The 12848-nt window shown below is 60.5% G+C and carries 12 protein-coding genes and 1 pseudogene; 6 read left to right on the top strand and 7 right to left on the bottom strand.

What is annotated here, in order from left to right; genetic code table 11:
- Window positions 1–30: 30 nt before the first annotated feature.
- Window positions 31–882, bottom strand: coding sequence for a class I SAM-dependent methyltransferase (locus BS629_RS20675; RefSeq protein WP_018517685.1), 852 nt, complete (start codon window positions 880–882; stop codon window positions 31–33).
- A 166-nt stretch (window positions 883–1048) separates the two neighbouring features.
- Between BS629_RS20675 and BS629_RS39270 the strand changes: the two genes are divergently transcribed.
- From BS629_RS39270 to BS629_RS20665, 3 genes are all read left to right on the top strand, one after another.
- Window positions 1049–1225: a hypothetical protein gene (locus tag BS629_RS39270; RefSeq protein ID WP_018241692.1), complete on the top strand. Its 177-nt coding sequence runs from the start codon at window positions 1049–1051 to the stop codon at window positions 1223–1225.
- A gap of 62 nt (window positions 1226–1287) precedes the next feature.
- Entirely contained in the window at window positions 1288–2676 is a 1389-nt protein-coding gene (locus BS629_RS20670; RefSeq protein WP_018241691.1) for a sensor histidine kinase, read from the top strand.
- Between the two features lie 2 nt (window positions 2677–2678).
- Window positions 2679–3302, top strand: a complete 624-nt coding sequence (locus BS629_RS20665; RefSeq protein WP_018241690.1) for a response regulator — start codon at window positions 2679–2681, stop codon at window positions 3300–3302.
- Between the two features lie 27 nt (window positions 3303–3329).
- Here BS629_RS20665 and BS629_RS20660 read toward each other — a convergent pair whose 3' ends face one another.
- The gene (locus BS629_RS20660) at window positions 3330–3851 is read right to left on the bottom strand and encodes a hypothetical protein (RefSeq protein WP_018241689.1); all 522 of its coding nucleotides are present in this window, start codon (window positions 3849–3851) and stop codon (window positions 3330–3332) included.
- Between the two features lie 291 nt (window positions 3852–4142).
- On the opposite strand from BS629_RS20660, the gene BS629_RS20655 reads away from it, so the two are divergent.
- The 3 genes from BS629_RS20655 to BS629_RS20640 all read left to right on the top strand — a co-directional run bounded on the left by BS629_RS20655 (window position 4143) and on the right by BS629_RS20640 (window position 5887).
- A complete protein-coding gene (locus BS629_RS20655; RefSeq protein ID WP_018241688.1) occupies window positions 4143–4631 on the top strand; it encodes a hypothetical protein in 489 nt (162 codons plus the stop codon).
- 170 nt (window positions 4632–4801) lie between these two features.
- Window positions 4802–5596 carry an exodeoxyribonuclease III gene (gene xth / locus BS629_RS20645; RefSeq protein ID WP_026188363.1) on the top strand — a complete coding sequence of 265 codons (795 nt, stop codon included), beginning with the start codon at window positions 4802–4804 and terminating at the stop codon, window positions 5594–5596.
- 108 nt (window positions 5597–5704) lie between these two features.
- Entirely contained in the window at window positions 5705–5887 is a 183-nt protein-coding gene (locus BS629_RS20640) for a hypothetical protein (RefSeq protein ID WP_018241686.1), read from the top strand.
- 47 nt (window positions 5888–5934) lie between these two features.
- Here the strand turns inward: BS629_RS20640 and BS629_RS20635 are convergent, their stop codons facing one another.
- The 5 genes and pseudogenes from BS629_RS20635 to BS629_RS20615 all read right to left on the bottom strand — a co-directional run.
- Complete coding sequence (locus tag BS629_RS20635) at window positions 5935–8019, bottom strand: FAD-dependent oxidoreductase (RefSeq protein ID WP_018241685.1); 2085 nt, start codon at window positions 8017–8019, stop codon at window positions 5935–5937.
- Window positions 8016–9194, bottom strand: coding sequence for a Gfo/Idh/MocA family protein (locus BS629_RS20630; RefSeq protein ID WP_018241684.1), 1179 nt, complete (start codon window positions 9192–9194; stop codon window positions 8016–8018). The genes BS629_RS20635 and BS629_RS20630 overlap by 4 nt, the downstream gene beginning before the upstream one ends.
- A gap of 24 nt (window positions 9195–9218) precedes the next feature.
- Window positions 9219–10874 carry a GMC family oxidoreductase gene (locus tag BS629_RS20625; RefSeq protein ID WP_018241683.1) on the bottom strand — a complete coding sequence of 552 codons (1656 nt, stop codon included), beginning with the start codon at window positions 10872–10874 and terminating at the stop codon, window positions 9219–9221.
- A gap of 1 nt (window position 10875) precedes the next feature.
- Window positions 10876–12426 carry a GMC oxidoreductase gene (locus tag BS629_RS20620; RefSeq protein WP_077988429.1) on the bottom strand — a complete coding sequence of 517 codons (1551 nt, stop codon included), beginning with the start codon at window positions 12424–12426 and terminating at the stop codon, window positions 10876–10878.
- A 43-nt stretch (window positions 12427–12469) separates the two neighbouring features.
- Window positions 12470–12848: pseudogene (locus tag BS629_RS20615) on the bottom strand (sugar ABC transporter ATP-binding protein); the annotation flags it as partial.

The following is a 12848-nucleotide window of genomic DNA, read 5'->3' as shown; positions in this document are numbered from 1 at the left end:
GATTGAGACGACAGCCTGCGCCACGGAGTCTTATGGTGCGCGGCAGGCGACGACGAGCGCGCTCATGCCGCTGCAAGGACGGGCTCCGTAGCGCGATTCCACGCGCTCGGCCACTTGAGCGACGATTTCCGGCATACGCTCCTCCGGCACCCGCCGTTCGACCTCTCCCCTGAGCGGAGTGCCTTGGCAGAACGCCGCAGCCACGTCGTGCGCGGTGGCCGCGACTGACGTCAATTCGACCCGATCGCAGGATACCGCATCAAACCCCGCCGAAGTCAGCTGCGCCTTGATCGGATCGGGGTCGAAGTAGGAATATTGCAAGCGCCTGAAAAAATCCGGCGGATCCGACGGGAAGAGGCTTCCCAGGCATTCGTCCACACATCTTGCGAAGTCGTTGGCCTCGATTGAATCCCACGTCGAGAACAGGAAACGACCTCCGTTCCGCAACACTCTTTTGGCCTCGCCATAAGCCTTCAGCTTATCCGGAAAGAACATTACGCCGAACTGGCAGATGACGAGATCGAACATCGAAGACGCGAACGGGAGATCTTGCGCATCGGCGTGCATCCAGTGGGTCCGCGACATCGTCAGTGATGGTGCGCCAACGTCGATCATCGCCTGGCTGAGATCGGTGGCAACGATCTCCGTTGCCGGATCAAGCGTCGCCCGCAGAGCACGAGTCAAGGCGCCCGTCCCTGCCGCGACCTCGAGAACGCTGCCCGGCTTCAATCGCTCGGCGACGATCGCCATCTCCGAAGCATAGGGCTCGAAGAGAATCGGCACGAGATGGCTATCGTAAAATTCGGCGACGCCTTCCGCGAACGGCTGGAGAGAAGCGACAGATGCGGCGCGGGCGCTGCCTTCGAAGTCCATGGAAATCATCACTCACAAGCCTCCAAACCCAAGTCGGTCGGCCAGGAAGTATGCCTGAATCTGCTGATGTCTACTGGGGTCAGACCTTGGTCCCAACCTCCTCCGACCGAAGTCCCTGGGGTGGAACGCGCATCGGACTCGCGCCGTTTCGAACGATACTGAAGGAGATCCGAACATGAACCAGAGTCATAGATCCAGAGTGAATGACGCCTGTAACGCGTCCGTCTTCGCCCTTGTTATCGTTCTGGCCGCCCTTCTCTACGTGTTCGGCGCAGCCATGTCGGGCGATACCGTCGGGCTGACCCAGAGCATAAGAGGCGCCGAGGTCTTCGACACCAGGAATGTGCCCTGACGCTGTTTGGAAAACTCTAAAGACGCGGTAGGTTAATCGGGCAGTCTCTTACCGGTATCAAAATGAATTGGCTTCGCCGCTGGAATGCCCGCTCACTCGCCTCCCAGTTCTTTATCGCGGGTGGGCTCATATCGATCGCCGCCATGTTCGTGGTAGGCTTTTTTGTAAGCCACCTGATAGAGGAGGCCGTCATCCACAATTCAGGCGCGGCGACGGCGCTTTATGTGGACAGCGTGATCGCGCCACTACTTCCCGATATGCAAACAGAGTCATTGCTTGATGAAGCGAGTGCTCAGGCTCTGGACGAGACACTCGGTCAAGGTGCGCTCGGCAAGCGCCTTGTTTCGTTCAAGCTGTGGCGAAGCGACGGCACCATCCTCTATTCGAACGAGAAGGAGCTGGTGGGCAGGAAGTTTGCGGTAAGCGACAAGCTGCAGAGAGCATTCGCAGGATCTCTCGTCGCGCGCTACGAAATCGCCAGCGATCCGGAAAGCGACAAGGAGCGCGCGCTCGGCAAACCGCTCATGGAGATCTATAACCCTGTGCTCCAGCCGTGGTCCGGACAAGCGGTCGCCGTCCTTGAGTTCTACGAGACAGCACAAGGACTGGGCGATAGTCTGGCGCATGCCAGGCTCCGGAGTTGGGGCGCCGTCACCGCTCTCACGGCGACCTTTTTCCTTGTTCTCTCCGTTCTGGTGTTCCGGGGTAGCCGCACGATCGAGACACAACGCAAGGATCTCAAAGAACGGGTCGATGAACTGTCTGCACTGCTGGCGGAAAACCGCGGGCTCCAACGACGGCTGCAGCGCGCCTCCCAGCGGGCGGCAGCGCTGAACGAAACCTATCTGCGCAGCATCGGTGCAGATCTGCACGACGGTCCAGCCCAGCACATTGCCTATGCCTCACTGCGCCTCGACAGCGACATGTTGATCAATGCGTCCACCCAGCCCGAAGCGCGTGAAAAAGAGCTTGCCTGGATACGCTCGAGCCTTGCCGAGGCGATGACGGAGATCCGCAATATCTGCAGCGGACTGGTGCTTCCGCAGATCGAGAAGTCCTCAATCACCGAGATCGTCACGCGGGTCGTCGAAGCGCATCAACACAAGACCGAGACCCATGTCGAAACGATTATCAACGAAGATGGACCGGACCTTCCTCCTGCCGTGAAGATCTGTATCTATCGCTTCATTCAGGAGGCCCTGAATAATGCCTATCGCCACGGTGGCGGCGTTCAGCAGGCTGTCAGGGCTGTCTCGCGCAAGGGTCATGTTCGTGTCGAAGTCAGCGATCACGGCGACGGCTTCAATCCGAGCGAGGTGAGACCAACGAGCCTCGGCCTCGTGGGGTTGCGGGAGCGCGTCGACAGCCTGGGGGGATCCTTCGACATCAAGACAGGCGAAGAAGGAACGACCGTGACCATGATCTTCGAGCCAATGGAAGTGGGAGAGTAGCGATGACATCAATCACCATCGGCGTCGTGGACGATCATCCGCTTTTTCGAGAGGGTGTAACGCGTAGCCTGTCGGAGATCAGCGGCTTTGTCGTCGTTGGCGAGGGAGCCAGCAGCGACGACGCGGCGATGATCGCCTCAGACAACCACCCCGACATCATGCTTCTCGACGTCTCGATGCCCGGCGGCGGGCTGTCTGCGGTCAGTGACGTCCTGGCGCGGAGCCCCGCAACGAAAGTGCTGATGTTGACTGTATCCGAGGAAGTGGACACCTTGCTGGGAGCTCTGCAACGGGGCGCGATGGGTTATGTTCTGAAAGGTGTCGGTTCGCGTGGCCTCGCCGAGGCAATCCAAACCGTCCTGCGTGGCTCGCGATATATCTCGCCGACGATGTCGGCAAAGGTCATGGAGAATTCGCTGAATGGCGGAACCTCCGACAAAAACAGTCTAACGCCACGGGAACGCGAGGTGATGGATCTTGTCGCCCAAGGCTTGTCAAACAAGCATATCGGCTTGCGTCTCAGCCTGCAGGAAAAGACTGTAAAGCACCATATGACCCAGATTCTGAGCAAGCTTGGTGCCTCGAACAGGACGGAAGCGGCTCTGCAATGGCGCGAACGGCGCTGAAAGAAGTTATTGCCCGACTATCACGCTTCAGCGAAGAAAGCGGCTCAGCCGGCGGGCATCGCTGGCCGTCGCCTGTCGATTTATGATCGTCCGGCCCTTCGAGTCCTTCATAATGTAGCGACCGCGCTGCAGGACTTCAGTGATACCGTTCGAATGACGGACGTCGATCGAGCCATCGGACGCTGCCGTCGCTCTCGTTCCTGATCCTACTGACGCCCCTGAAGAAGAGGAAGAGGATCCCGTGCTGCCGGTGGAACTCCCACCATTGCTATTGCCATTCCCTGAGCCATTGCTGTTGCCACCACCACTGCTATTGCCATTCCCTCCCCCGTTGCCCTTACCGCCGCTGTTGCCATTCCCTCCCCCATTACCGTTGCCGTTCCCACCGCCGTTGCCATTCCCATTGTTGCCGTCTTTTGCCTGCGCGCGCTCCACCGCCAGAACAGGAAGGAAACCGCCGAGATTCAATGTGGCTGGTGATGCGGCAGCGACGAGAGCAACAGCCGCGCTGCCGCCCAATCGCAGAAAATCGCGTTTCCGGATACTCATGCCATAGCCTCGTTCGTCCGTTCTTCGCCGTTTTCCCATGCAAAATATGACGCGTAAGATTTCTCGCTGTTCCGCAGACAAATTGCAACCGACCTAGGTAGTAGGCGCCGGCAAGACTTTGGTCCGGCTTAATTGATTGCCATACTCGGCGTCCAGAAAAGTCCGAGCGATCGCAAGCCCAGAGTCACTCGCTTCTCCATCTCTGTTATTCTGTGAGGTCAGGAAGCATTTCTATGGAACTTCTCCCCTCGTCGTCGCTTTGTTTGTCGAAGTGCAACAGAGGAAACCCCGATGGCAAACCCGAACGAATCCCCCGCAGTCCAGTCCATGCGAAAAGAGCAGGCAGAGCAGCGGAAGCAGACCCGAAAAGGCGAACTCGACAAAGCAATCGAGGACACCTTTCCGGCGTCCGATCCGGTGTCAGCCACCCACACCTCAATTCCCGCCGGCCGCAGCGACGTCGAGGCGGCCGAGCGTGTGAAGCGGGAGCCCGATCCCACCAAGCTGGAGGACGAGTTTCAGCTCGTGGATCAAGCCCTGCGCTCGACCGGTGAAGCTGCCCGCTCCTCCGATATCGATCGCGAAAAAATGCGCGCTCTTCAGAAAGAAGCCGGTCGGATGGCCGAATCCGCTTCAAATCTGGCTTCTGGAACAGCCCGCCTGGCAAAGGCGGAGGCTCGCACATTCGTCCACGACCTCGAGGATCGCATACGCCGGCAGCCGCTGACAGCGGTCGCAATCGTCGCCGGCATCGCCTTCGTCTTTGGTGCGACGCGTTGAGGAGCCAAGTGGCAGTCGGCTCGCTCGATCACCCCGAGAGGGTTCGGCCGGCGGAACATTACGGTGTGGAGAGCCGCCTCCATTGGGACGATTGCGGGCGGGGATTTCCTGAGGCGAAAACTCAGGAGCGTTTGTAGAGCCTGTCCGTGCTTCGACTTCCGGGGGGCATCGTGAAAATTGCAACCTATAACGTCAACGGCATCAATGGACGGCTGCAGATCCTACTGCGCTGGCTCAAGGAGGACGCCCCTGATGTGGTCTGCCTCCAGGAATTGAAGACAGACGACACCGGGTTTCCACGAAAGGAGATCGAACGGGCCGGCTACGGCGCCGTCTGGCATGGACAGAGATCCTGGAACGGGGTGGCCATCCTGGCGAAGGGCAAGACCCCGATCCTGACGCGGCGCGGTCTTCCCGGCGATCCGGACGATACCCACAGCCGGTATATCGAAGCTGTCGCCGACGGTATCCTGATCGGATGCCTCTATCTTCCGAACGGAAATCCGTTCCCAGGAGCAAAATTCGATTACAAGCTTCGCTGGTTCCGTCGCCTACACGAATATGCCATCGAACTCCTCGATATCGGGGTGCCTTCGATCCTGGCCGGCGACTTCAACGTCATGCCGACCGAGATCGACGTATACAAGCCGGAACGCTGGCTGGACGATGCCCTTTTCAGGCCGGAAGTGCGCAAGGCCTATGCTCATCTCGTCGCCCAGGGCTGGACCGATGCCGTCAGACATTTGCATCCAGAAGAGCGGATCTACACCTTCTGGAAATACTGGCGGAACAGCTTCGAACGTGACGCTGGGCTTCGGATCGACCACTTCCTGCTCTGTCCGGCCGTCGCACCGTGGCTGCGATCGGCGACCGTCCGGCGAAAGCCGCGCGGCTGGGAGCATACGAGCGACCACGCGCCAGTCATGATCGAGCTCGACGTTTCCGAGGCGGAAGCCGACCTATGAGCCGCGAGCGAGGGAACCTGTCATGGCGCCGGGAGTTAGCCTGTAAAGCGCCGCCGATGTGAAGGATCGCATTCCTGCCCCGCAATTCTCCAACCTGATGTGACCGATATGGACGAAAGCAAGAACTACCTGAACACCGACGAGATCCAGGCCGATGATCAGCTGTCGCCGAAGCCTGTCGAAGGCAAGGATCCGCCAAGGCGGGTGCGCAGAAGCGAGGAAGCCATCGCCGAAGGTTCTGACGATACCGAGCGCGTCCGGGTTCAGCCACCCGTTGCGAATCCTGATTGATCAACCCATGGACCCTTCTCGAAGTGATTCAAGTTCCTGGCATCCCCTCAGTTGCCAGCGTCCAGATCGTAGATGCGGCCCGTCAACCAGGCTGGCCAGTCTCGCTCGAAAAAGGATCTGGCGCTTTCATCGAAAGTGCGGTTCGCACGCGTTGAAAGCCTAATCTCATCACCATCAAGCCGAACGACGATCTGCTCCTTCCGATGCACTTCGCGTTCCTTCCGGAAACGATAATCCTGCAACGGCCCTGCGCTCGCAAGCGGCAGGGATTCGCCCGTAGCATCGCATATGGCGCGCGCGCCGCGGCTGCCGCCTCCATTGCGAATGAAGAAATCAAGTGCGCTGAGCACGGCTTCCGACGCGAGCGCCATATGCCGCCATTGCACACCTCGAACCGCCTCCGCTGCGCGACCATAGGCAATGCCGTCGGCGCGAATTTCAGCGTTCAGTTTCCGCGCTTCGACCAAGGCTCTGCCTACGCTCTCCTGATCGCAGATGATGCCAGCCTTCTCGCTCATTCGTGCCTGCACTTGCGAACGGATAGATTTGACGGTGAGCGGGCTCTCGGTCCGAAGGACGGCAAGGAGGTCGGCGATGCCTGCTTCTGCGTTGCCGGTTATATCCCCCGTGGCGGCCAGCTTCGCCCTGCCGCTGGCGCTGGCGTGCTCGGCCGCGCGGGTGCCGAAGACTTGCCCGGCATTGAGCGCCGCTCCGCCCGGCCTCGTCACGCCGTGTGTGCCCGCCGCTTCTCCAACCGCATAACAGCCGCCGAGATTGCTGCGGCCCCAGGTGTCGACCATGATGCCGCCGTTCATGTGCTGGTTGTTGACCGCAAATTCCAGCGGCTCTTCGGCAATATCGATCTTGTAGCGGCGGTAGAGCTCGATCGCGAGCGGGTTCATATGCTTCAAGCGATCGATCGGCATGTCCTGGTCGGCGCCGGCCTTGTCTAGATATTCGCGGACGTCTTCATCCAGTCTTTCCAGACTGAACGGCAGATCGCCCGGCACGGATAGGGGATTGCGATTGAAATCCATAAAGACGCGCCGCCCTGCGGCTGTTTCGCTAGCGATGGCAAGGTCGACCAGGCTTGAGCCGAAATCGAGCATGCGCGTCGCGTGAAATGGCCACTGATAGCCCTTGCGGAAGATGTTCGACGCCAGCTCCTGCGTGCTGCGATAATACTCTGCCAGAAAGTGGTGCTCCCTGCCTTCGCTATCGACCGAGTAGATATGCGGGATCGCCTGGACGTAGGTGCCTGACAGATTCCACGGGAACCCTTCCCTGCGTGTTCCGATACCAAACTGGCTTTCGGTCAGGTTCACGAGGTCGACGCCGGCCTCCAGCGCCAATCCGAGAGAACCGAAGCAGCCGTTGGGATAAACGCTGTCGCGATAAAGTTCGCCAGGCCCGCCGGCCGCAAGCACGATCACCCCACTGACGAACAGCGCGATGCCCAGCGGGTTCTCCTCCGTGCGGTCGCTGGCACGCATGGCGAGTATGCCGACGACGTGGCGGTCAGCTTCACCACCCTCGGTGAGGATCTTGACCGCGGTGGTCTGATTGAAGAACGGCACTCCAAGCCGGATCGCCTCCTCGGCCAGCACCTTGACCATCAGGCGCGAGGTGCGCGGGCCGCAACTGGTAGCGCGGCCGACTTCGTCATGGTCGGTCTGATATCTGAGCGTTCCGCCCAGCAGATCCTGCGGCAGCGGCAGACCTAAGAACTGAAGCGACGCCATCATCCGGGACGAACCCACAGCCTCGACATAGGCCGTGTCCTCGTCCATTGCGCCGCCGCTGCGGATGGCTCGGGCCATCGCCTTGTAATTGTCGCCCTGATCCGCCGTATTTGCAGTGTGAAGGGTCTGCTTGTCGGATCCCGAACAGGCCGAGGTTCCACCCCACGCGCTTTGGCTGACGATGACGACGTCATCGCCGCGCCGCTTCATTTCCACCGCGGCTCGCAGACCTGCCGCGCCGGATCCGACAATGACGCAACCCGCTCGATAGACCGGCACCTCGACGCCGGCGAGCCGGATCACTTCCGAAGGAGCGGGCTCGGTTGGTAGCCGCGGCATGTCGACATCGGTCAGTGCGTCAAGAATTTCCTGCGGAACGTCTATGGTCATCGGCGTTCAGCCAGCGGGATGTCGACCCAGCGCCTCTCGCGAGAAGACTCCATGCATGCGTCGACGATCTGGCAGATGTGATGGCCGGTATCGAATGTCGGCCACATCGGCCGGTTTGCAACGATCGAGCGGATCACCTCGGCCACCTCGATGATCTTGCTTTCATTGTAGCCTAGGCCGAAATTCGGCAGGGGAAGGAAAGCCCTGAAGGTGGGGTTTTCAGGCCCAACGTCGATCTCCCGGAAGCCGCGCCGCCCCGTTCGGTCATCGTTGGAGTAGAAGCGCAGCCGGTTTATCTCGTCATAGGTATAGGCGATGCTGCCCTTCGTTCCATAGATTTCGTAGGTCTGCATGAACTTGCGGCCGGTCGCGACACGGCTGAAATCGACGATCCCGCCAGCGCCGTTCTCGAACCGGCACAGCAGGTTCGTCGCATCGGGATTGGTGATATCGGCCCAGGTCTCATTGCCTGACAGTTTCACCTGCTCGCCATAGGCAAGGCCCTCGACGACAGGCCGGCGCGGCGTCACGATGAGATTGTCGGCGATCAACGAACTGACGCGGCCGACCAGGAAATCCATGAAGCTGAAGATGTGCGAACCGGTATCACCGACGATCCCGGTCGGCGCAAGCTTTCCATCAGCGCGCCACATGAAGGGCGCGTAGGGATCGCCATACATGTCGACGTGCTGGCAGCCGCGGAACAGCTTGATCTCGCCGATTTCGCCGGATTGAATGATGTCTTTCGCCAGATCATGGACAGGATTGCGAGGAAAGGCGTGTCCAACGCGGGTAATGACACCCTTCGCCCGGGCGATGTCGGCCAGTTCCCGCGCTTCAGCGGCGGTGTTTGCCAACGGCTTCTCGCAATAGACATGTTTGCCGGCCAGCAAGGCCGCCTTGGCCACCTGGTAGTGAAGGTGGTCGGGCAGGCAGATATCGATCAGATCGACATCCGGATCAGCGACCGCGAGATTCCAATCCTGAAGAATTTTTGCACCCGGCGCCCTGAGGGCAAGATCCCCGGCTGCCTTTGAGGGGCCTTCGACGAGAGCCACGATCCGTGCAGTTCCGTCCGACACTCCGAAGAAATGCGGAAAGGTCTGATAGGCCATCGTATGGACCTTTCCCATCCAGCCCGAGGCGCCAAGCACTGCAACTCTGACTTCAGACATTGTCGTCTCTCCTCTCGAGATGGCTTACCGGATTTCGACGCGGGCCCGAGGCCTCGCATCGTTGCGTTCGTAGGCGAAGATGGTGGGGGCAAGTGCCGGCAAGCCTCGAATGAGGTCCGATCCTTTTTCGCCGACCATGATCGTCGGGGCGTTGGTATTGCAGGACGGCACGCGCGGCATGACGGATGAATCGCAGACCCTGAGGCCTTCCAGGCCATGGACCTTGAGATCGAGCCCGACAACCGCGTCAGGCCCTGTCCCCATCTTGCAGGTACCGACCGGATGATGATCGGTCTTTGCGTTGGCGCAGCCGTAGTCGAAAAGCTGCTCGTCGGTCATGACCTTCGGTCCTGGAAGCCTTTCGGCCATGACATAGGGCTTCAGCGCCGCCTGTTGCATGATCTCGCGCGCGAGCTTGAGCCCTTCCAAGGACATCGTCCTGTCGTGCGGATCGGACCAGTAGTTGGGGTCGATCAATGGGGCGGCAGCCGGGTCTGAGGATGACAGACGGACTGTCCCCCGCGAGCGCGGATGCAGATAGGCGGAATTAAGTGTCACGCCCGCATTCTTGAGCCGCTCGACACCGGCTTCGATGCCCGAACCCAGGCCGAGATGGAACTGGATATCAGGAGAACGGGCTTGCGGATCGGCGTACCAGAAGCCGCCGGTCTCGAAGAGCGATGAGGCGACAGGACCGGTGCGGAACAGGACGTATTGAATCCCGGCCCAAAGTGTCCGGTGGAGTTTTGCAACGCCATCATAGGTGTGATCGCCGGTGCATTCAGCGATGACGAAAAGATCCAGGTGATCCTGCAGGTTTTCGCCGACACCCGGCAGATCGTGGAGCACTTTGACGCCCACCGACCGCAGATGATCGGCCGGTCCTATGCCGGACTGTAAAAGCAGCTTCGGTGATCCGATCGCGCCCGATGACACCAGCACTTCGCGTTCGGCGCGCACGATCTCCAAGCCGCGCGAGGTCACGATCTCGACGCCTGTCGCACGGGCTCCCTCCACGATAATACGGGCGACGCGCGCGCCCGTCCGGACCGTCAGGTTCTTCCGGTCCTTGATCGGGGAGAGATAGGCGAGCGAAGCCGACGACCGGCGGCGGTTGCGCTGCGTGAGCTGATAAAATCCCACTCCCGCCTGCTGGCGTCCGTTGAAGTCGTGATTATAGGGAATGCCGAGCTCCTGCCCTGCACGGATATAGGCGTCGCAGATCGGCAACGGCGCAGCCGGCATCGAGACGCCCAGCGGACCGCCATAGGAGTGATAGTCGTCAGCGAAGCGCTGATTGTCCTCCGCGCGTTTGAAATAGGGAAGGATCGAGCGGTAGTCCCAGCCCTCGCAACCGTCTTCACGAGCCCAGAGATCATAATCCGCCGCGTTTCCGCGTGTATAGAGCTGGGCGTTGATGGACGAGCCACCGCCGATGACTTTCGCCTGCGTATAGCGAAGCACCCGACCTTTCATGTGCTTCTGGGGAACAGTTTCCCATCCCCAGCTGGCAACGCCTTTGGTCATCTTGGCGAAGCCGGCCGGCATGTGAAAGAGCGGATTCCAGTCGCCTCCGCCCGCTTCGAGCAGGAGCACGCTGACATCGGGATCTTCGCTCAGCCGGTTCGCAAGAACGCATCCTGCCGGACCGGCGCCAGTGATGATGTAATCGAATCCCATTTTACTGTCCTGTTGCATCCGGCCTGGCGACCGCCAGCGCCTGTGTCATGCCTGCAAAGTCCTTCGACGCGATATGATCTGCCACTCTCAGCGCTTGGGCGGCGATGGTGAGCGCAGGATTCACCGCGGCCGAGGTGGGGAGGAAACTGGCGTCGACGACGAAGAGATTTTCGTGATCATACGAACGGCAGTACGCGTTCAGCGGCGCAGTCGCGGGATCGTTTCCAATGCGGATCGTTCCGCACTGATGCGAGGGCGTGCGCTTGTCGAATGGTCTCGACAGCACGATCGGAAATCCGATCGACTTCAGAATCCGCTTCAACTTGGCGACAAGTGCGAGGTGGGCGTCCCAGTTGGTTCGTTGCCATTGGAGAACAATCCGATCTCCATCCACCATGACACGGCTTTCGGGATTGGGAACGTCCTCGCTCATCGCATAGAAGTCGATGGCATGGCCCGTGATGAAGCGCAGAAGCCACTCCGGAGCCTGCGGCAGAGAGCCCTTGAGGACCTTTTCAGAGATGCGACCGAGGAGCTGCACGTTGCCGAGGGGCGGTCCGCCCTCCCCGTCGGAGAGATAGAAGTCGTTGAAGGCAAACGTCTTCTGGTAGATGGAGGTGTTCCTGAACCGCGGCGAGACCCCGATGACGGCGGACGCATTGTGATTCATGAAGTTGCGGCCCACCTGGTCGGAAGAGTTCGCCAGACCCTTTGGGAAGCGGTCGTTTTTCGAACGCAGCAAAAGCACGGATGATTGGACTGCCCCGGCGGAGAGGTTCACGATCTTAGGCGAAACAGTCACCGTCTGCCCGTTCTTGATGTAGGTCACCTGGTCGATCCGGCTCCCCGCTCCAACGTCGAGCCTCGTTACACGCGCAGTGGTTTCGAGCCGCACGTTCTCGTGTCTCAGCGCCACTGCGAGGGCTGCAGTCTCGGCATCCATCTTGCCGTCCCGTGCGTTTGGATGCGCATCCCATGGCGTGCGTGCTTTGGAGAGCCAGGCGTCAAGATCCAGGCCGAGCGGTAGGGAAAACGGATGCAGGCCTTTCTGCTTGAGGCGCGCCCTAACATCGGCAATCGGCGCCTCGTCGGGGACTGGCGGGTATTCGTAGGCAGCCGTGTGGTGCGGCTCGGTGGGATCTTCGCCCAGACTGCCACGGACCTGATACATGCGCTCCGCCTGGCAGTACCATGGCTCCAGGGCTTCGTAGGGAAACGGCCAGGCTGGAGATACACCCTCGCGGTGTTCGATGACTGCAAAATCCTCTTTGCGATAGCGCGACAGCACGGCGCCGTAGAACTTCGAATTCCCGCCGACATTGTAATAGTTTCCGGGATTGAATCCCTTGCCGTTCGCCTCGTACCAGGTTTCCTTCGGTCGAAAATGTCCCCGCTGGAAGATCGCGCGTTGGTCGCGGTTGACCGGAAGGTCGGCGATATGATCGCCGGCTTCGAGGATCAATATCTGCGCGCCGGTCACGGCCAGGCCGGCCGCGACCGTGGCGCCGCCGATGCCTGAACCGATGATGACGATGTCAGGTGAACTGCTCATGTTAGCACCTGGCCATCACACGATCCGCGCCTGTGTTTCCNTCGGCGCGCAGGCGGGCGACGACGGATTTGCCGCCGAGCTTGGTGACGGCGAAGGTATCGGAGCCGGCCGGTTCGACCACCTCGATCAGGCAGTCGCCCTCGGTCAGCGAGCGCGCCTTGCGGTCGGCGCCATCGGGATCGGTCAAGGCCTCCGGCCGGATGCCGAAGATCACCTGTTTGCCGGTATAGGCGGTCAGGCCATTGTTGCCTGCGATGACTGGGAGCCTCAGCGGGGCGGCATTCGGCCGCTCCAGCGAGACTTCGAGCCCGCCGGCGCCGTTTTCGACGGTGGCGTTGAGCAGGTTCATTGCCGGCGATCCCATGAAGTCGGCGACGAAGATGTTGGAGGGGCTGTTATAGATCTCGGCCGGCGTGCCGAAC

The sequence above is a fragment of the Rhizobium leguminosarum bv. viciae USDA 2370 genome (assembly GCF_002008365.1).
GTDB lineage: Bacteria > Pseudomonadota > Alphaproteobacteria > Rhizobiales > Rhizobiaceae > Rhizobium > Rhizobium leguminosarum.
This window is presented reverse-complemented; position numbering and strand designations above follow the sequence as displayed.

Bases quoted from the DNA above. Each gene is read 5' to 3' on its own strand.
- BS629_RS39270 (WP_018241692.1), top strand. From the start codon at position 1,049: ATGAACCAGAGTCATAGATCCAGAGTGAATGACGCCTGTAACGCGTCC.
- BS629_RS20670 (WP_018241691.1), top strand. From the start codon at position 1,288: ATGAATTGGCTTCGCCGCTGGAATGCCCGCTCACTCGCCTCCCAGTTC.
- BS629_RS20635 (WP_018241685.1), bottom strand. From the start codon at position 8,019: ATGACCATAGACGTTCCGCAGGAAATTCTTGACGCACTGACCGATGTC.
- BS629_RS20660 (WP_018241689.1), bottom strand. From the start codon at position 3,851: ATGAGTATCCGGAAACGCGATTTTCTGCGATTGGGCGGCAGCGCGGCT.
- BS629_RS20665 (WP_018241690.1), top strand. From the start codon at position 2,679: ATGACATCAATCACCATCGGCGTCGTGGACGATCATCCGCTTTTTCGA.
- BS629_RS20630 (WP_018241684.1), bottom strand. From the start codon at position 9,194: ATGTCTGAAGTCAGAGTTGCAGTGCTTGGCGCCTCGGGCTGGATGGGA.
- BS629_RS20655 (WP_018241688.1), top strand. From the start codon at position 4,143: ATGGCAAACCCGAACGAATCCCCCGCAGTCCAGTCCATGCGAAAAGAG.
- BS629_RS20640 (WP_018241686.1), top strand. From the start codon at position 5,705: ATGGACGAAAGCAAGAACTACCTGAACACCGACGAGATCCAGGCCGAT.
- BS629_RS20675 (WP_018517685.1), bottom strand. From the start codon at position 882: ATGATTTCCATGGACTTCGAAGGCAGCGCCCGCGCCGCATCTGTCGCT.
- BS629_RS20625 (WP_018241683.1), bottom strand. From the start codon at position 10,874: ATGGGATTCGATTACATCATCACTGGCGCCGGTCCGGCAGGATGCGTT.
- BS629_RS20620 (WP_077988429.1), bottom strand. From the start codon at position 12,426: ATGAGCAGTTCACCTGACATCGTCATCATCGGTTCAGGCATCGGCGGC.